The sequence below is a fragment of the Exiguobacterium sp. s21 genome, from assembly GCF_018617975.1.
In the GTDB taxonomy this organism is placed as follows: Bacteria; Bacillota; Bacilli; order Exiguobacteriales; family Exiguobacteriaceae; genus Exiguobacterium; species Exiguobacterium mexicanum_A.
Map to the genome: position 1 here is coordinate 47,999 of NZ_JACSLF010000014.1, position 18,144 is coordinate 66,142.

20 protein-coding genes are annotated in these 18,144 nt (G+C 54.9%); 1 reads left to right on the forward strand and 19 read right to left on the reverse strand.

Annotated features, from left to right (window positions below):
- Positions 1 to 20: 20 nt before the first annotated feature.
- From asnS to bshB1, 12 genes are all read right to left on the reverse strand, one after another.
- A complete protein-coding gene (gene asnS, locus KNP06_RS13575; RefSeq protein WP_214707529.1) occupies positions 21 to 1,322 on the reverse strand; it encodes an asparagine--tRNA ligase in 1,302 nt (433 codons plus the stop codon).
- 20 nt (positions 1,323 to 1,342) lie between these two features.
- Entirely contained in the window at positions 1,343 to 2,530 is a 1,188-nt protein-coding gene (locus KNP06_RS13580; RefSeq protein WP_034777347.1) for a pyridoxal phosphate-dependent aminotransferase, read from the reverse strand.
- Positions 2,531 to 2,551: 21 nt separating this feature from the next.
- The gene (locus KNP06_RS13585; RefSeq protein ID WP_235420184.1) at positions 2,552 to 3,010 is read right to left on the reverse strand and encodes a hypothetical protein; all 459 of its coding nucleotides are present in this window, start codon (positions 3,008 to 3,010) and stop codon (positions 2,552 to 2,554) included.
- Between the two features lie 17 nt (positions 3,011 to 3,027).
- On the reverse strand, positions 3,028 to 3,213 hold the full coding sequence (locus KNP06_RS13590; protein ID WP_016509977.1) for a YpmA family protein: 186 nt from the start codon (positions 3,211 to 3,213) through the stop codon (positions 3,028 to 3,030).
- Positions 3,214 to 3,279: 66 nt separating this feature from the next.
- Positions 3,280 to 6,090: an ATP-dependent DNA helicase DinG gene (gene dinG, locus KNP06_RS13595; protein ID WP_214707527.1), complete on the reverse strand. Its 2,811-nt coding sequence runs from the start codon at positions 6,088 to 6,090 to the stop codon at positions 3,280 to 3,282.
- Positions 6,091 to 6,197: 107 nt separating this feature from the next.
- On the reverse strand, positions 6,198 to 6,581 hold the full coding sequence (gene panD, locus KNP06_RS13600; protein WP_021067221.1) for an aspartate 1-decarboxylase: 384 nt from the start codon (positions 6,579 to 6,581) through the stop codon (positions 6,198 to 6,200).
- A 5-nt stretch (positions 6,582 to 6,586) separates the two neighbouring features.
- The gene (panC, locus tag KNP06_RS13605) at positions 6,587 to 7,417 is read right to left on the reverse strand and encodes a pantoate--beta-alanine ligase (protein WP_214707525.1); all 831 of its coding nucleotides are present in this window, start codon (positions 7,415 to 7,417) and stop codon (positions 6,587 to 6,589) included.
- Positions 7,414 to 8,250: a 3-methyl-2-oxobutanoate hydroxymethyltransferase gene (gene panB / locus KNP06_RS13610; RefSeq protein ID WP_214707523.1), complete on the reverse strand. Its 837-nt coding sequence runs from the start codon at positions 8,248 to 8,250 to the stop codon at positions 7,414 to 7,416. The genes panC and panB overlap by 4 nt, the downstream gene beginning before the upstream one ends.
- A gap of 218 nt (positions 8,251 to 8,468) precedes the next feature.
- On the reverse strand, positions 8,469 to 9,431 hold the full coding sequence (locus tag KNP06_RS13615; RefSeq protein ID WP_214707521.1) for a biotin--[acetyl-CoA-carboxylase] ligase: 963 nt from the start codon (positions 9,429 to 9,431) through the stop codon (positions 8,469 to 8,471).
- On the reverse strand, positions 9,404 to 10,543 hold the full coding sequence (locus KNP06_RS13620) for a CCA tRNA nucleotidyltransferase (RefSeq protein WP_214707519.1): 1,140 nt from the start codon (positions 10,541 to 10,543) through the stop codon (positions 9,404 to 9,406). Before KNP06_RS13620 ends, KNP06_RS13615 begins: the two co-directional genes overlap by 28 nt.
- A complete protein-coding gene (bshA, locus tag KNP06_RS13625) occupies positions 10,540 to 11,661 on the reverse strand; it encodes an N-acetyl-alpha-D-glucosaminyl L-malate synthase BshA (protein ID WP_034777340.1) in 1,122 nt (373 codons plus the stop codon). Before bshA ends, KNP06_RS13620 begins: the two co-directional genes overlap by 4 nt.
- Positions 11,658 to 12,341, reverse strand: a complete 684-nt coding sequence (gene bshB1, locus KNP06_RS13630; protein ID WP_138859555.1) for a bacillithiol biosynthesis deacetylase BshB1 — start codon at positions 12,339 to 12,341, stop codon at positions 11,658 to 11,660. Before bshB1 ends, bshA begins: the two co-directional genes overlap by 4 nt.
- Before the next feature lie 111 nt (positions 12,342 to 12,452).
- On the opposite strand from bshB1, the gene KNP06_RS13635 reads away from it, so the two are divergent.
- The gene (locus tag KNP06_RS13635; protein WP_138859556.1) at positions 12,453 to 13,328 is read left to right on the forward strand and encodes a YitT family protein; all 876 of its coding nucleotides are present in this window, start codon (positions 12,453 to 12,455) and stop codon (positions 13,326 to 13,328) included.
- A gap of 46 nt (positions 13,329 to 13,374) precedes the next feature.
- Here KNP06_RS13635 and KNP06_RS13640 read toward each other — a convergent pair whose 3' ends face one another.
- From KNP06_RS13640 to KNP06_RS13670, 7 genes are all read right to left on the reverse strand, one after another.
- Positions 13,375 to 13,842 (reverse strand): GreA/GreB family elongation factor, encoded by a 468-nt coding sequence (locus KNP06_RS13640; protein ID WP_214707518.1) that lies wholly within the window; start codon positions 13,840 to 13,842, stop codon positions 13,375 to 13,377.
- Between the two features lie 60 nt (positions 13,843 to 13,902).
- Positions 13,903 to 14,586, reverse strand: a complete 684-nt coding sequence (locus tag KNP06_RS13645) for a zinc metallopeptidase (protein ID WP_138859558.1) — start codon at positions 14,584 to 14,586, stop codon at positions 13,903 to 13,905.
- A 38-nt stretch (positions 14,587 to 14,624) separates the two neighbouring features.
- Positions 14,625 to 15,239: a DUF1405 domain-containing protein gene (locus tag KNP06_RS13650; protein ID WP_214789408.1), complete on the reverse strand. Its 615-nt coding sequence runs from the start codon at positions 15,237 to 15,239 to the stop codon at positions 14,625 to 14,627.
- Between the two features lie 99 nt (positions 15,240 to 15,338).
- A complete protein-coding gene (locus tag KNP06_RS13655) occupies positions 15,339 to 16,133 on the reverse strand; it encodes a menaquinol-cytochrome c reductase cytochrome b/c subunit (RefSeq protein ID WP_214789410.1) in 795 nt (264 codons plus the stop codon).
- A gap of 33 nt (positions 16,134 to 16,166) precedes the next feature.
- Positions 16,167 to 16,838 (reverse strand): menaquinol-cytochrome c reductase cytochrome b subunit, encoded by a 672-nt coding sequence (gene qcrB / locus KNP06_RS13660; protein ID WP_021067209.1) that lies wholly within the window; start codon positions 16,836 to 16,838, stop codon positions 16,167 to 16,169.
- A 15-nt stretch (positions 16,839 to 16,853) separates the two neighbouring features.
- A complete protein-coding gene (locus KNP06_RS13665) occupies positions 16,854 to 17,357 on the reverse strand; it encodes a QcrA and Rieske domain-containing protein (protein ID WP_214789412.1) in 504 nt (167 codons plus the stop codon).
- Positions 17,358 to 17,467: 110 nt separating this feature from the next.
- Positions 17,468 to 17,908 carry a DUF2487 family protein gene (locus KNP06_RS13670; RefSeq protein ID WP_214707512.1) on the reverse strand — a complete coding sequence of 147 codons (441 nt, stop codon included), beginning with the start codon at positions 17,906 to 17,908 and terminating at the stop codon, positions 17,468 to 17,470.
- Positions 17,909 to 18,144: the final 236 nt, after the last annotated feature.

Below are 18,144 nucleotides of genomic sequence, written 5' to 3' on the forward strand. Positions count from 1 at the left end.
AAGTCATCCCCGATCGGCGATTATGGGTGAATGCGGTTCAAGAGACGTGGGAACGGGATCGCTTCGCGGATATGCTCGATACCGCTAATCCAAGCAACCGTCCGCTCAAGGCCGAGGCCGAAGCCAGAATGCGGGACCGACCCGTATTTACGGAGTTCGAGATACCAGTCGTACGCGTCCGTCTCATCAAGACCTTCTTTGATGATTTCTTCTTTCAAGCGGTCGTAGTCGTCTTCACGCTGCGAGCCGCCGATGATTTCGCCGTAACCTTCCGGCGCGATCAAATCGGCACAAAGGACGAGTTCCGGGTTCTCCGGGTCGACTTTCATGTAGAACGGTTTGATGTCTTTCGGCCAATGGGTGATGAACACCGGGAGGTCATGCGCGTTGGCGATGGCCGTCTCGTGCGGTGCACCGAAATCGTCACCGTACTCGATGTCGTCGAAGCCTTCCTCTTTCAAGAACTTGATCGCATCCGTATAACGGACGCGCGGGAACGGTGCTTGAACTTTTTCAAGTTTTGACAAGTCACGTCCGAGCAGTTCCAATTCGTTACGGCAGTTCTCAAGTGCCGACTTGGCGATGTATGAGACGTAACGCTCTTGGAGCTCGAGGCTCATGTCGTGGTCGAAGAACGCCATCTCTGGCTCGATCATCCAGAATTCGATCAAGTGACGGCGCGTCTTCGATTTTTCGGCCCGGAACGTCGGTCCGAACGAGAATACTTTCCCGAGTGCCATCGCTGCGGCTTCCATATAAAGTTGGCCCGTTTGCGACAAGTAGGCCGGCTGTCCGAAATAATCTGTCTCGAACAATTCCGTCGTGCCTTCCGGTGCGCTCGACGTGATGATCGGTGGGTCGATCTTCACGAATCCTTCTTGGTTGTAGAACTCGTACGTCGCCCGGATCAATTCGTTACGGACTTTCATGATCGCGTGCTGACGACGCGAGCGGAGCCAAAGGTGACGGTTGTCCATCAAGAACTCTGTCCCGTGCTCTTTCGGTGTGATCGGATAGTCGACCGATTCCGCGATCACTTCCATATCTGTCACCTCGAGTTCGAACCCGAGCGGCGTGCGACCACCGTCCGATTTGACGGTACCGGTCACCCAGACCGATGTTTCTTGTGTCACGCCTTTGGCGAGGGCAAACAATTCTTCGGCCACATCGGCTTTGACGACGACCGCTTGGGCGAAGCCGCTCCCGTCACGAAGTTGAAGGAACGCGATCTTTCCGCTCGAACGTTTGTTGGCGATCCAAGCTCCGACCCGGACCGTCTGGCCTTCATAGTCTTTAAATTGGCTGATTGAAATAGTTGTCATGTTCATATCCATCCTTTCGCTTATCGAGCGTTACGTGTAATGAAGTCTTCCACTCGATCGAGCGCTTCTAGTACTCGTTTTAATTCTGTTGCATATGACAAGCGGACGTAGTCGTCCTGACCAAAACCTGAACCCGGGACGAGCGCGACGTACGCCTCACCGAGGACGGCCTCGCACCACGCATCGACCGAGTCGTAACCGCTCATCGTGGCCGCTTCTTTGGCGTTGGCATATAAGTAAAATGCGCCTTGCGGCTTCAAGCATGTGATTCCTGGAATCGCAATGAGTCGTTCATAGACGATCTCGAGTCGTTCAGCAAACGAGACACGCATCATCTCGACGTCATCTTGTGGCCCATTGTAGGCTTCGACCGCCGCAGCTTGCGCGATCGACGTCGGGTTCGATGTCGAGTGCGACGCGAGGTTCGTCATCGCCTCGATGATCGTCTTGTCACCGACTGCATAGCCGATGCGCCATCCCGTCATCGCATGCGACTTCGAGACACCGTTGATGATAATCGTCCGTTCCCGCATGTCAGGAAGCGTCGCGATGGAGACGAACTCCGCCTCACCGTAAACGAGTTTCTCATAAATCTCGTCACTGACGACGAGCAGATCGTGCCGTTTGACGACGTCCGCAAGCGCCGAGAGTTCAGATTCTGTATAAATCATGCCGGTCGGGTTCGATGGGCTGTTCAAGATGACCGCCTTCGTCCGATCCGTGATGGCCGCCTCGAGCAGCTCCGGCGTCAATTTGAACATCGTCGTCTCGTTCGTGTCGACGTAGACCGGAACCCCGTCAGCCAGCTTCACTTGCTCCGGATAACTGACCCAATATGGTACCGGAATGATGACCTCGTCCCCTTCATCTAAAATCGCTTGGAACAGCGCATAGAGGGCGTGTTTCGCACCGGAAGCAACCATGACCTCTGGACGTGTGAACGTTAAGTTGCTGTCGCGTTTCGTCTTTTCGATGATCGCGTCTTTGAGTGCGACCGTCCCGCCAGATGGGGTATACTTCGTGTCGCCATCGCGTGCAGCCTGACAGGCTGCCTCGATGATGCGTTCAGGCGTATTGAAGTCCGGCTCACCGGCCCCTAGCCCGATCACGTCTTGACCCGACGCTTTTAACGCTTTCGCTTTCGCCGTGATGGCGAGTGTCGTTGAAGGTGTCAACTGCTTTACACGTTGTGCCAATAGATGTTCCATTGAGATCCCCCTCTAGTTTCGTCAAGGCGAGTCCGTCAATTGGACCCGTCGAATGAATTCGCCCGCTTGGAGCGTATAGTACGAGTACGTGTAAGACGTGCCCGCTTTTGTCACGACTTCGATCAATGCCCGTTCATCGAAGCCATATTTACAGCTGACGAGCGTACCGCCGGTCTCTGCGACCGAGTCGGCACAGATTTGTTCTGAATCGACCGTTGCGATGTCCCGTGTCTCGATTGGCAACTTGTCGTCGACCGGCACGAACTGGACCCGATCCGTCTCCTCGAAGACGACATACGGTTCTGTCCCGTTAAACAGTTCGGCCCGTTCAATCGAGACGGACGGTTGCTCGTCGACGAGTCGCTCGCGCGCTTCCTCGATCATTTTCTCTTTCGTCCGCTCGGTGTGGCCGACCGTGAACCAATAAATGCCACTAAATACGATGACGACACCGATGAGTGCCGTCATGAACGCAATCACTACTTTTGTCTTCCGTGTCATTCCGTCCGATAGATGGTGAACACCATCTCTTCTTTCTTCGGATCATTCACTTTTTTCTCTAAAGCAAGACCGAACATTAAATCTTGGCTCTTCAACGTACGATTCAACAAGTCGACGATTTTGTAGACGTCTGCCGTCGGCTCGATTCGAACCGTCGCCAACGTCTCAATATTCGAATTCATGATTACTCCTCCTTCAAAAAACACTATACCCATTATTATAAAGCGATAATTTCACGATGCCTAGCGTTATCTCTGATTTCCTAGCCCGGTCTTCTCTTTCTCGTCTAAAAACAGCTCAAGTTCAGCGAGTGCGGTCTCGAGCGGTCCGTCAATTCGATCGACGGACGGTAGACTGTTGATGAACTGCTTGCCATAACGCGTCGTCTCGACGCGACGGTCGAAAACGAAGATGGCGCCGTAATCCTCTTTCGAACGGATCAGGCGACCGACCCCTTGCTTGAAGCGGATGACCGCTTGCGGAAGCGATAGTTCAAAGAAAGACGATTTACCGGTCGCCTCGATCTTCTCGGACCGAGCCTGCATGACCGGCTGGTCGGGCGGCGCGAACGGAAGCCGGACGATGATGAGGCAGGTGAGTGCCTCGCCCGGAATATCGACCCCTTCCCAAAAGCTTGCCGTTCCGAACAAAATCGACTGGTCGATCCGTTTGAACTGTTTCGTCAAGCGGCTTCGCGATCCACCGCTGACGCCTTGGGCGAGGAGCGTGTACGCCTCATCCAATTGGTCTTTGACAGCCTCGTGCGTCAAACGCAACAGTTCGTTCGACGTGAACAAGACGAGCATCCGTCCTTTCGTCACGTTGGCGATTTGGGCGATCGAGTCCGCAATCTGCTCGACGAACCGCGGCAACGGAACTTCGTTGATGAGCGGGATATCGGACGGGACGAACAGTTTCGCTTGCTTCTTGAAATCAAACGGTGACGCCAGGACGACGCGGCGAACGTTTTCCCCATCGAGTCCGAGACGCCGCTCAATGAAGCCAAATCGTCCTGAGACGGTCATCGTCGCCGACGTCAGGATGGTCGGCCGTTTGGCGAACAGCCGCTCATGCAGGAGCGGTCCGATCTCGACCGGCTGGGTGTACACCGAGGTCAACTTGCGATTAGCCAGATTGAGCTCAACCCAACTGACGGCATCGTCGTCCCGCGTGAGCATCGTCTCATAGAGGACGCTCTCTATATCGCGCACGTCGCCGATGAACGCCTTCAAATCACCGAGCACGGCCCGTTGTTTGAACGTCATATGCTCTTTATGCTCATCGAGGAGACGGTGCAGTTGTCGCAATGTCGTCCGTAACGTGCGCAGACGGTCTTCGAGCCGTTTCGCCACTTCACGGATCGGTCGGAACGGTTCCCCTTCCCGCTCGAAGCGGACGGTTTGACGTTGCTCCCGTTTTTTCCCGAGTGACTGGAGCGCCGTGAGCAAATCGTTCAGCTCATCGTCGACGCGGGCGAGTGCTTGATCGGTCGCTTTGCTGAACGCCTCCGCCTCTTCCGAGACGGACGTCAAATCGGCGAGCCCGAGCACGCGCGAATGAAACTTGCCGTCGGCACCGTAGCCGAACCATTTGAACAGGCGGTCAAATTGAATCGCGTCAAACGTGACTCCGAAGTGATGCGACGCGACTTCCTCGACTTGATGCGCCTCGTCCAAGACGAGTGGCGTATCGGTCGGGAGAATCCCAGCCTGGTGTTGCAAATCAGAGAACAACAAAGCATGGTTCGTCACGATGATATCGGCCTCTTTCGAGCGCAAGACGGCCCGGGTGAAGAAATCACGGCTATACCAAGGGTCGAAGCGACCGAAGTCAGAGGCTGCATCGGCCTGGATCAGCCGTTTGAACGAGGCCGGCCCTTGTGACGCCGCACCGGGCAATGACAACTCTTCCAAGTCCCCCGTCTCGGTCTCGGTCAACCAGACGAGGACCATCGCCTTGCACATCGCCGGGAGCAGCCCGTCATTCGTTTCTTCGAGAATCATCTCGAACTTTCGGAGGTCGATGTAGTTGCGTCTCCCTTTCAAAAGTGTGAACTCGATTTCAGGGAAAATCGCTTTTAAGATTGGTAAATCTCGATTCAACAACTGTTCTTGCAACTGAATCGTATGTGTGCTGACGACGACCGGGCGCTTCGTCTCGAGGGCGTGGTGTGCGCTCGGAATCAAATACGCCAATGTCTTTCCGGTCCCCGTACCCGCCTCGATCAACAGCGTCGCCTCGTCGTCGAGCGCCTTATAGACGTGTCGCATCATCTCGAACTGGCTTTGACGCGGTTCAAATTGACCGAATAGTGCCGGAAGCGTCTCTTCGATCGTCCGGTGAAGAAACGGCTCGAACGGTTCGCGTTCGACAGCGGGTTCGAACGTATCGACGAGACGTCGGAGTGCGATTTTCCGATGAATATCGAACGTCGTCTCATCGTCGGCTCGGATCCCGACCTCAAGAATCAACTCGTCGAGGAGCGGTTCGACGTTGCTCGTCCACGACTCGGACAGGCGTCGTAACTGTTGTAACGTCACGAGCGGCAAGGCGCGCAACCGTTCAATCAAACGAATGAACAGTTCCGCCGTCGCCTCGGCATCGCTGAGCGCCCGGTGCGCGTCAGTATGCACGAGATCAAACGTCTCGGCGAGCGACTCGAGCGCATGGCTCTCAAGCGTCGGGTATAGGATCCGGGCCAGCTCGACCGTGTCGATGGCCCGTCCCTGGAACGGGATATACCCGGCTTGCTCGAGACTTTCATTTAAAAAATTCAAATCGAAAGACACGTTGTGGGCGACGAATATTCGCCCATCGAGCATCTTCCATATATCTGGGATCACTTCCTCAAACGTCGGGGCTTCCGCCACGTCTTGGTTTGTGATCGTCGTCAACTGCGTGATAAAAGGCGGGATTGGGCGACTCGGGCGAATCAAGGTACTGTAGCGCTCAATCACTTCACTCCCTTGAACGACCACCGCCGCAAATTCAATCAGTTCGTCGCCGGACTTGACGGAATGACCAGTCGTCTCCAAATCCACTATCACATAGGTGTCCATAACATCCATCCCATCTTCGGCACGCTCGTGCTTTCTGTCTGTCTCATCTTACCATAGAACGATACACGAAAAAACGGGGATGCCTCTATCGGACATCCCCGCTCGTGTCATAGAATCGTATGGGCGATCTCTTCATAAAGAAGTTGATCGATCTCGTTCCGTTCGTTCAAGACGGCGACTTTCGGACGATGCTGTTTCGCTTCCTCGGCCGTCATTTGGCCGTACGCCATGATGATGACGACATCTCCGACTTGGAAGTGGCGGGCCGCTGCCCCGTTCAGACAGACGACACCCGAACCTCGTTCTCCTTTGATGACATACGTCTCGATACGAGCTCCGTTATGGTTGTTCGTGATGTGCACATGTTCGTTTTCCATGATGCCGACCGCGTCCATCAAATCTTCATCGATTGTGATTGAACCGACGTAATGCAAGTTCGCCTCGGTGACGGTCGCTTTGTGTAGTTTCGCGTGCATAAATGTTCGAATCATTGGATTCATCCTCTCTTCCAAATCACATTATCAATCAAGCGGGCCCGTTCGAACTGCACCGCTACGGCAATCAATAGTTCGGTCGACGCGGAGGTCACCTCGGTCAACGTCGGGTAGTCTTTGATCTCGATATAGTCGATCGTACTGTTTGGGACGTTCTTCAGGCGTTCCTCGAGATGTGCTTTCACATCTTGAATCGTCTCACCTTGCGCAAGGGCGTCTCGCGCCTCGATCAAGGCACGGTTGATGTCACTCGCATCCGCCTTCTCCATCTCCGACAAATAGACGTTCCGGGACGACTTGGCGAGACCTGATTCTTCACGGATGATTGGACAGCGTCGAATCTTGACCGGGACGAAATAGTCACGGACGTATCCTTCGATCAAGGCGACTTGTTGCGCGTCCTTCAAACCAAAATAAGCGCGCGTCGGACGGACCAAGTTGAACAGCTTGGACACGACGGTCAAAACGCCATCGAAATGACCGGGCCGGCTCGCTCCGCAGAGAACATCTGCGCCGGTACGTACCGTGACACGAGCCATGTCGAGCGGATACATCGTCTCCGTGTTCGGGTAGAACAAGACGTCGACACCCGCCTCGCGGGCGAGCGCCTCGTCCCGCTCGAAATCACGCGGATAGCGGTCGAGGTCCTCGTTCGGACCGAACTGGGTCGGGTTGACGAAGATGCTCATGACGATGAGGTCGTTCTCTGACTTGGCCGCCTCGACGAGACTGAGGTGCCCTTCATGCAAATAACCCATCGTCGGGACGAAACCGATCGTCCCGGCGTCGTTCAACAGTTTCTGTAAGTCATGTGGTGTCGTGACGATGTTCATGCCTTGCCCCCGTAGAGCGTGTCGAGCAACGACTCATCCATCGTGAACGTGTGCCGTTCGAGCGGGAACGAGCCGTCTTTCGTCGCCTCGACATAATTGCGGATTGCCGTCGTCGCGACCTCGTTCACATCGGCATACGCCTCGACGAACTTCGGCAGACGGTCGACGCCATATTTCAAGATATCGTGATAGACGAGCACTTGACCGTCCACGTCGGCACCGGCACCGATGCCGATGACCGGGATTGTAAGTGCCTCGGCAATCTTATTGGCCAATTGGTGCGGCACACACTCGAGAACGAGCATCTTCGCACCGACCCGTTCGGCCTCGAGACTGTCGGCGATCAACTGTTCGGCATCCTCGAGCGATTTTCCTTGTACTTTATAGCCTTCAAGCACACCGACCGATTGTGGGGTGAGGCCAAGGTGGGCGACACACGGCATACCGACTTTCGTCAGACGTTCGATCGTCTCGAGCACCTCGCCGGCCCCTTCAAGTTTGATGGCATCGGCCTGACCGTCTTGGAACAACGTCGCGGCCGCTTGAAGCGTGCGGTCGAAGGCGCCATGGTATGTCGCGAACGGCATATCGACGACGACGAACGTGTTCCGTGCCCCGCGGCGCACGGCCTTGGCATGGTGCACCATGTCGGAGGTCGTCACCGGAATCGTCGAATCGTAGCCGAGCACGACCATTCCGAGCGAGTCCCCGACTAAAATGATGTCGACCCCTGCTGCCTCGGCCAGTTTCGCCGACGGATAATCGTAGGCCGTCAACATGACCAATTTCTCTTCTTGCTTCATCTTCTTCAATAACGAAGTCATCGTATGCATATGGTTCTCCTCCTAAATGTGGAGACAGGTTACAAAAAACGCCTTCCTACACGAATGGTAAGAAGGCGCACGAAAACGATCTCAAGTAGTTGAGTGTCCTTCTGTCCCTGTCAAAATGATCAAGGCAGACAAAATATAGAGTGGCGGTCTGCAGTTCCGGTACACTTCGCGAGCGATAGCGTCCGGCACATTCATTATAGACCACGAACCCGTTTCCATCAATCATTCCAAACTGCGATCTCCGCCGAATAAATCGGCTCGATGATTCCTTCTTGTTCCAAAAGGAGTGCGCCTTCTTCCGAAATACCGCGCATCGTTCCATACCTCGGCTTACCTGACGCCGTCAACGTGATCGATTCGTTCAGATAGGCGGCATGCTCGAGCCAATGCTTGCGCACAGGGCCGAACCCAGACTCAAGGAACAAATCATATTCGCTTTCAAGCTCGGCGAGTAAGTTGGCAAGCAGCTCGCTTCTGCGATGCGTCTGATTCGTCTCGAGTTTGATCGATGTTGCCCGATGCGCGAGCTCTTCCGGGATGACCTCGCTGTTGACGTTCATCCCGAAGCCGAGGATGACGGCTTGAATCCGGTCACCCTCCGTCTGCATCTCGGTCAAGATGCCGCCGATTTTTTTCCCGTTGAGCAACAAGTCGTTCGGCCATTTGATGGTGGCCGGGATGCCTTGCGCGTGCAGGGCGCGCGCGAACGCGCTCGCCGCCATGAGCGTCAGCTTCGAGGCGTCTCGAATCGGCAACGCCGGCCGCAAAATCACGCTCGCCGCGATATTGACGTGGCTCGGATTATACCAGTTCCGGCCGAGTTGGCCTCGGCCCGCTGTCTGCTCTTCGCTGATGACGAGCGTTCCTTCGAGGACGCCCTTTTGCGCCAATTCATGAGCGATGCGTTGGGTCGTGTCGATTTGCTCAAACGCATGGACGAGTTGTCCGAACCGCCCTTTTCGGAACGATACGAACGCCGGTTCATCGAGCCGGTCGGTCTGGCCGAACAATTGATACCCTTTTCGAGGAATCGTTTCAATCGCATACCCGTCTTGTTTTAACGTCTCGATATGCTTCCAAATAGCGGTACGTGAAATATTTAATTGGCGGGCCAACTCTTGACCGCTCCAGACGGCCCCGTCCTGCAATAGATTTAAGACTTTTCCGCGTGTCGAAGCCATTGTTCGGCCTCCTTTCGTAACGATTCCGGCTCATTGGCGAGCTCGCCAATGAGCACGAGCCGCTCAACGTGGGCGAGCAGCTGTTTGATGAGCGGTCCCCGGGCACCGAGATGTAGCGCATCGCGACCATCGAATCGGAGTTCCCGACGCGACTGGATCGGCAACTGCCGCTTCAACTGTTCGGCCGTCTCGCTTCGTCCGGACATCCGCAAGTATGTCGCTAGCGTCTCCGGCGTCGTCTCATAGATGGTGAACGTGTCGAGCCCGCTGTCGAACAGACGCGCGAGCACGCCCGCCTCCCGCTTCAGTGCGTTCGAGCGTTTCCACGGTGTCAGCCAATCGGTGGCGTCAGCATAATAGACGAACAACGCCCACCCCCCGACCGGGTCGACCGGGGTCCGCTTGTCGGCGATGACACGGCGGATGAGCGTCTCCGTGACGTTCGGCAAATATTGATGGATGCCGAGGTCAAGTATCGTCGCGAGCGCCTTTCGGTATGCCGGGCCCACCATCAACTTCTCGAACTCGATGGCGACCCGTTCCATCGCGATGTCTTGCAGTTTGTGGCCGAGTTCGCGTGAGGCCCGTTGCACGTCTTCGTCGAGCCGGAAATCGAGTTGGGCCATGAAGCGGAACGCCCGCATGATGCGGAGCGCGTCCTCGTTGAAGCGTTCATAGGGGCTGCCGACGGTCCGAATGACACGTGCCTCGAGGTCCATCCGTCCGCCGAACAAGTCGACGACGTTGCCGTCGTGGAACGCCATCGCGTTCATGGTGAAGTCACGCCGTTTCATATCTTCTTCAAGCGAGACGCCGAGCGAAACATGGTCGGGTCGTCTCGAGTCCGAGTACGTCCCTTCCGAGCGGAACGTCGTCACTTCGAACGGATGATGGTCGAGGATGACCGTCACCGTGCCGTGGTCAATCCCGGTCGGTACCGATTTCGGGAACAAGCGCATGACTTCGTCCGGGAAGAGCGACGTGGCGATATCGATATCATCCGGAAGCGTACCGAGCATATAGTCACGGACGGCACCCCCGACGATGTACGCTTCGCCGCCGTGGGCGTTGATCGTCTCGATGATTCGTTTGGCGTATTCCCATTCCGTCATCGTCCCACCACCTGTTCATAAAGCGATTCATACGCCGTGACGATATCGGCCGAGGCGAACTGTTTGGCCCGCTCGAGCCCGTTCGCACGGAAGCGTGCATGGAGCTCGTGGTCGAGCAAAATCGCTTCGAGCGCTTTCGTCGCCGCGGGCGCGTCGCCGCGTTTGACGACGAACCCTTCCACGCCGTCGGTGATGACTTCCGGCAATCCGCCCGCATCGCTGACGACCGACGGCACACCCGTCGCCATCGCCTCGAGGGCGACGAGGCCGAACGCCTCTTTGTCCGACAACAGGATATGGACGTCGCACATCGATAGAAGTGCCGCCACTTGCTCTTGCTTCCCGGCGAAGATGACTTGCTCTTCGAGCCCCATCTCGCTCACGAGGCGGCGCATCGCTCCCATGAGCGGACCGTCACCGACGAGAAGCAGTTTTTTGTGCGGCACGTTCATCTGCTGGAACGATTCGAGCACGAGGTCGATTCGCTTCACTTGCCGGAAGTTCGAGATATGGATGACGACCCGGTCCTGTTCCGATAAACCGTATCGTTCGCGAAGCGATGTATCGGCCTGCGGTTGATAGACGGCCTCATCGATAAAGTTATGGATGACGTCAATCGACAAATCGGACCCGATCCGCTCGAGCGTCTCTTGTTTCAAGCTGTCCGAGACGGCCGTGATCGCGTTCGATTGGCGCAACCCATAAAGGATGGCCGGCTTGAGTTCTTCGTCTTCCCCAAGCACGGTGATATCGGTCCCGTGGAGCGTCGACACGATCGGCGTCTTCGTCCCGGCCATCTCGCGGCCGAGGGCGGCACAGACAGCGTGCGGCACCGCGTAGTGGGCATGAATGACATCAAGACCGAACGCCTGGATGACGCTCGCGATTTTCGAGGCGAGCGTGATGTCGTACGGCGGATAGCGGAACACCGAGTACTGGTTGATCTCGACTTGGTGGAACGTGATATTCGGATGGTAGGCGTTCAGTCGGAACGGGATGCTCGACGTGATGAAATGAACGTCATGCCCCCGGTCGGCGAGTTTCATGCCGAGCTCGGTGGCGAGTATGCCCGAACCTCCGACCGACGGATAACAAAGGACCCCGATGCGTAGTCTCATGCGAGCTCACCCGCCTTCGTGACAACGTACGGACGGGTCGTCATGAGCCCTTCGGCGTACTCCGTGCCAATCAAACTGCCGAAATGCCGTTCCCGTGCCAACACCCGATCGAGATAGGCGTCCGTGAGCGGTGTCGCCACACCGTCGACCGGTGTGAACTGACTGGCATAAGCCCGTAAAGCGTTTAGTTTATGTTCAATCGTCGCCGTGATGTCGATGCAGACGTCAGGCGTCGTATGGGCGTTAATCATATATTGATAGACGCTCGCCGGTCGATACGCGGCGACGTCCGGCATAAATTTACGGATTCCCGCGTTAAAGAGCGCCTCCTCGACGAGTCGGGCGCAAGCCCCATGGTCAGGATGGCGGTCGACGCCGTATGGATAAAAGACATGTGTCGGACGTTCGGTCCGAATCAAACGGACGAGCGCCTCGACTTGTTCATTGTCCCCTGTCAAACCCCGGTCCGGAAAACCGAGGTTCACACGCCGGATACCGAGCACACGGTCGGCCATCTCGGCTTCTTTCCCCCGGGTGACGACGTCCCCGTTCGATGACAGTTCGGCTCTCGTCAAATCGACGTATAGGACTTCGACCCCGTCCTCGGTCCATTGGGCGGTCATACCGGCGATGCCAATCTCAATGTCGTCCGGATGGGCCCCAATTGCTACTATTTTCATAAAATCACCTCTTCTGTGAAAAGTATATCGGACTCCGTCTCGATTGTCATATGTTCAGGGTAGGCAATCGAGAGGTTTTTCGAGTACGCTACTAGATGGGAGGTGAACCAGATGACGGTACAATTACCGATTCGGTTTCGCAATATATTCTTCATTTTGATTGGTTCCTTTATTTTCGCGTTCGGTGTCTACCACTTCAACGTCCAGAACAACTTGGCGGAAGGCGGCTTCACAGGCATCACCTTGATTCTGCGGGGCTTGTTCGATTGGTCGCCATCGATCACGAACTTGGCGCTCAACATCCCGCTCTTCTTCGTCAGCTATAAGCTGCTCGGGCGGACGACGTTCATCTACACGCTCATCGGGACGTTCAGCTTCTCGCTCTGGTACGCCCTGATTGCCAAGTACTCAAACCTCGTCATCGATTTGACGGACGACATGGTGCTCGCGAGTTTGTTCGCCGGCCTGTTCATCGGGGTCGGTCTCGGCATCATCTTCAATAACGGCGGCACGACCGGAGGCGTCGACATCATTGCCCGGCTCGTGCAACGTTACGTCGGCTGGTCAATCGGCAAGACGTTCCTCGTGTTCGACTTTTTCGTCATCGTCCTCAGTTTGACGTATCTCGATATTCGCGAGGCGATGTATACGCTCCTCGCCGTCTATATCGGGGCCCGCGTCATCGACTCGATGCAGGAAGGGACATATGCCGGGAAGGCCGCCATGATCATCAGCGACCATCGCACGGCCATCGCCGACGGCATCCACGCCACGATGAACCGCGGGACGACCCGTCTTCTCGCCAAAGGCGGCTATTCGAACAAGGAACTTGAAGTCCTCTACGTCGTCGTCGGGCGGAACGAAGTGAACCGGTTGAAAACGATCGTCAAACAGATCGACCCGCACGCCTTCGTCACGTTCCACCACGTCTATGAGGTCGGTGGTGAAGGCTTCACGTTCGATGAGAACCGGATTCCTTTGAAATAAGTCACGACGCACAACGCCCCATTCGAATGAACGGGGCGTTGTTTCATTATCGTTCGATGCGGACAATCTCAAACGTGAGCGTGCCGCCCGGTGAAGCGATGGAGACGGTTTGACCGACGGCAGCTCCCATCAAACCGCTACCGAGCGGTGACGTCGCGGAGATCGACCCGTTTGCCAGATCAGCCTCGAGCTCGCCGACGATTTGGTACGTCTCGGTGTCACCATCCGGCAGTTCTCGCAACGTCACCGTGTCGCCGAATCCAACCTCTCCGGCAGTCGCTTCCTCTTCCACGACGACGGCAGCGGCGAGCGTCCGCTCTAGTTCGCTGATTTTCGTCTCGATGCGCTCTTGTTCACGCACTGCGTCAAAATACGTCACATCTTCTCGAAAGTCACAAAATTTCCGGGCCGCTTTGACACGTTCGAGCGCTTCACGCCGACCCTCGATGCGAAGCGTCTCGAGTTGTTCGATCAGACGCAGACGACCCGCCTTCGTCAACTGTGGTTTTGACATCTCGGTCCCCTTTCCAAACATGATAAAAAAAGTCCCGTCACGTGGACGGGACCGTTGATTCTACTCATCACGTGGCATGAAGACGATGAGTGCCAAGCGGATCAATTCGGCGACGGCGACGAGCGTTGCCGCCACGTACGTCCATGCTGCCGCATTGAGCACTTTGCGCGCACCCGACTCTTCGGTTGCCGTGACGATTCCGTGGCTCGTCAGTTCAGCCATGGCCCGTTTCGAGGCATCGAATTCGACTGGGAGTGTGACGAGTTGGAACACGACCGCCCCGAGCATCATGATGACACCGAGTTGGGCGAGGCCCATCGCGCCGAGCAAGAAACCACCTAAGAGAAGCGGGAACGACAAGTTAGACGTGATGTTCACGACCGGCACGAGCCGGTGGCGGACACGCATCATCTTATAGTCGGTCGCATCTTGAATGACGTGGCCGATCTCGTGGGCCGCAATCGCAGCCGATGAGATTGTCGAGCCTTGATACACTTCACGTGAGAGACGGACGACTTTATTGACCGGATCGTAATGGTCACTCATCAGTCCGTCGACCATCTCGATGCGGACGTTGTTGACGCCGTTTTGTTTCATGATGAAGTCAGCGACTTGGGCGCCGGTGACGCCGCTTTGAATCGGTTGTTGAAGAAATTTTTTGTACGTACTTTTCACTCGCATCTGGGCCCATAATGGGATGAGCATAATCAGTGCAAGATAGAAAATATAGCCACCTAATGACATGTTCTCTATCACCTCTGCGTGTATTTGATACCCTGATTTTACATTCTTATGAACTTATTATCAAGTGAAATGCGCAGGATGAGGTGGTATCCCATAAAAAAACATATTCCCGTCAACCAGAACGAACCGTAGCCGATCCAGGCGATATGCTCGGCGAGCGACGGATAGCGCGGCCATTGGCCGAGCACATAATCGACGACGTCATTGTGGACGACCCAGACGAGCGTCAAAACGAACGAACGAACCGTCCATGTCATGAACGGTGCATACAACAGCGCCTGGAACGCCATCGCTCCGTGCGACACCATCAGCATGACCGCCATGAGCACGGTGAACGTCTCCGCGTCCGGTCCGAGTTCCCGCAAGAACAAGAGGTTCATGATGACGGCCCACACCCCATACTTGATGAGCGTCACGAAGGCGAGCGTCTCCATGAGCGGCGACTTCTTTCCGGCGAGCCATAGGCCGAGCACAATCGTGAAGAAGAGCGAGGCCGTCGGGCTGTCCGGTACGAACGGCCAATAGATGAGCGGCGTATCGCGAAGCTGGGGCTCATACCAGACGTACCCGTAGATCGTGCCGAGCAGATTGATGAGAAAGAGTAGTCCTAACACGAGCCGGTGTGTCAGGATCGGGCGCAACATATGTATCATTCGAGTATTCCATCCTTTTTTTCTTCATTGTAGCGCAACGAAACAAAAGTAAAAAGAAGTGTGGCCCGTTTGACGGGTCACACTTCTTGAACCAATCGTTTATTGGTTGTTTTCTCCGCCTTCACCGTATGAAGCGATGAATTCAGACATGGCTTGGAGGTCCTCATCCGAACCGTCCCATTGGCCGGCCGGCATCGTTCCGACACCATTGACCGCGATGTCCGCGATCTCTTCGGCCGTGTAAGCTGTCCCGACGAGACCTGGAGCGGCTGCGCCGCCTTCAAGGTTCTGACCGTGACAGTTCACACATGACTGCGCCGAGTAAATCTCGTAACCTGGTGCGGCCGTATCGATTTCCGGGCCCTCACCTGGTACTTCCAAGATTCCTTGTTCGTGAACTTGATCCCAATGTGTCGTTTGAACCGACTCCCACGTCAAGTAGAAAATTGACAAGACGCCGAGAAGCATGAAGCTGATGGCGACCGGACGTTTCGCCGGACGACGTTCGAGCCCCTGGTCGAGCCATGGTGCGATCAAGAGCGCCGTGAAAGCGACCCCTGGCAAGATGACCGTCCCAAGAAGGATCCAGTCCCCTGCTGCGAATTGGTATTTGAGCAATTGATACAAGAACAAGAAATACCAGTCCGGTAACGGAATGTAAGACGTGTTCGTTGGATCGGCGATGTTTTGGAGCGGTGGTGCCTCGACGATCGTCAAGGCGATGAACCCGATCAAGAAGACCGAACCGACCATCCACTCTCTCAACAAGAAGTTCGGCCAGAATGCCTCAGTGCGTCCTGGGTATTCAGAATAGTCTTTTGCAATATTTTGTTTCCGATTCGAGATTCCTACTCGAGAGTCGGTTACAAATTTCATCCCTTTACCGCGATGCATATCGTTTCTCCCCCTTTATATCTTCGAATCGGCTTATAGCGGTCCTGAAATCCCTTGTTTACGAATCATCAAGAAGTGGGCTCCGAGGAGTCCGAACAAGGCCGCCGGTAAGAAGAAGACGTGAATGGCGAAGAAGTTCGTGAGCGTCCGTGCGCCGACGATCTCACCACCGGCGAGAAGCGTCTTGGCGATGCCACCAATGACCGGGACACTCTCGGCAATTTGAAGCGTAACTTTCGTCGCGAACAACGCTTTCATATCCCACGGCAACAAGTACCCTGTAAGACCGAGCGCCAAGACGACGAAGAACAAGAGAACACCGACGACCCAGTTGAGTTCGCGCGGCTTCTTATACGATCCGGTAAAGAATACGCGGAGCGTATGTAAGAACAACATGACGATGGCGACCGACGCGCCCCAGTGGTGCATCCCACGAACGATTTGTCCGTGTGCGATCTCGTTTTGTAAATAATACACCGACGCGTGCGCGTTGATGATGTCTGGTACGTAATACATCGTCAAGAACATCCCTGACAGAATTTGAATCACGATCGTGAAGAACGTCAGACCGCCGAAGCAATAAACAAATGCTGAAAAGTGATGGGCAGGGTTGACGTGTTCTGGAACTTCATGGTCAGCGATGTCGCGCCATAACGGCGTGATGTCGACGCGTTCATCGACCCAATCATAAATTTTTTGTAACATCGACTATTCCCCCTCTCACAACTGTGCGACTGGACTGCCCAAGTATAGGAAGCCGTCTTTTTCTTCTTTTTCGTAGCGTGCAAGTGGTGATGTCGGAGGCGTACCCGGAATGTTCGTTCCATCTTTCTCATAGCGACCGAAGTGACACGGACAGAAGAACTCTGTCGGTCGAGTCGGGTCTCCACCATATCCTACTTGGCAACCGAGATGCGTACAAATTGGAGACAAGGCGATGATCTCGCCGCTCTCATCTTTAAATACCCACGCCGAAAGCGTTTCTTCAAATTCATACCAAGCATCTTGCGTTTGTTTCTTAAAGTCGACACGTTGCGGCTCAGTCGTGATGTCGTCGAGACTGATGACTTTTACTTTATCGCCCGCATCCGATTTTTTTAAGACCGGATCGATCGCAAAGTTGACCATCGGACTGATCAATGTTGCCGCCATAAAGCCACCTACACCAGTCAACGTATACGTTAAGAACTGACGGCGTGTGACTTTTGACCCATTTTGAGCCATTTCGTTCCCCCCTCATTCGTGTGCATAACCCCATAATTCTTTATGCATTCTTCACAAAAATTTCTCACTCAACAAAATAGTATATCAATAAAACCTCCACGTCAACCGCTTCATGTCGCCATCCAACGGCTCGAAAGCTCGGTAATGACTTGCGTCGCAAAATTTTGAACCATCGTGTGCGACTGCTCGCCGGACATGCCTTTTAAAGCAAGCGGCGGAACAAACATAATCGGCAGTTCAGACCCTTTGAAACGCAAATCCGAGGAGATGAACAACACGTGGGAAAACCCAGAGGACACCGCCTTCGTGAGTACCGCTTCTGCCGTCGCCCGGCCAGCGTCCACGTCGACGTAACTAAGTGTCGGGCTGAGCATCGTCCGTCCCGACAGTTGCCGTTCGGTCTCAAGTGCCACCGCCTGAATGACTTCGTTCCCTTCGGCTTTTCGCACCATGTCCTCATCAAACGCCAGTTCGACGAGTGGGACGACGAGCGTGTCGACGTATTGGCGTTCTGTCAACGACTTCATCGCGTCTATGCCATCGAACCTCATCTTCCTCCTCCTCTCCTCCAGACACACATCATCATGTCCATTGTAGCGTACCTACAAACGTTCCCTATGCGAAATTTATGAACGAAATGTGAAATTATTGTGTATTCCTACGTCATTAATATACCAAAAAACAAGCGCCAACCATAATAATCTGTACCCCTTGTAAAGGACATTAATAAAAAAACTTATGCTGATTCAAGGAGATGATTCCTGTACTGTACGGGAGTCATCTTTTT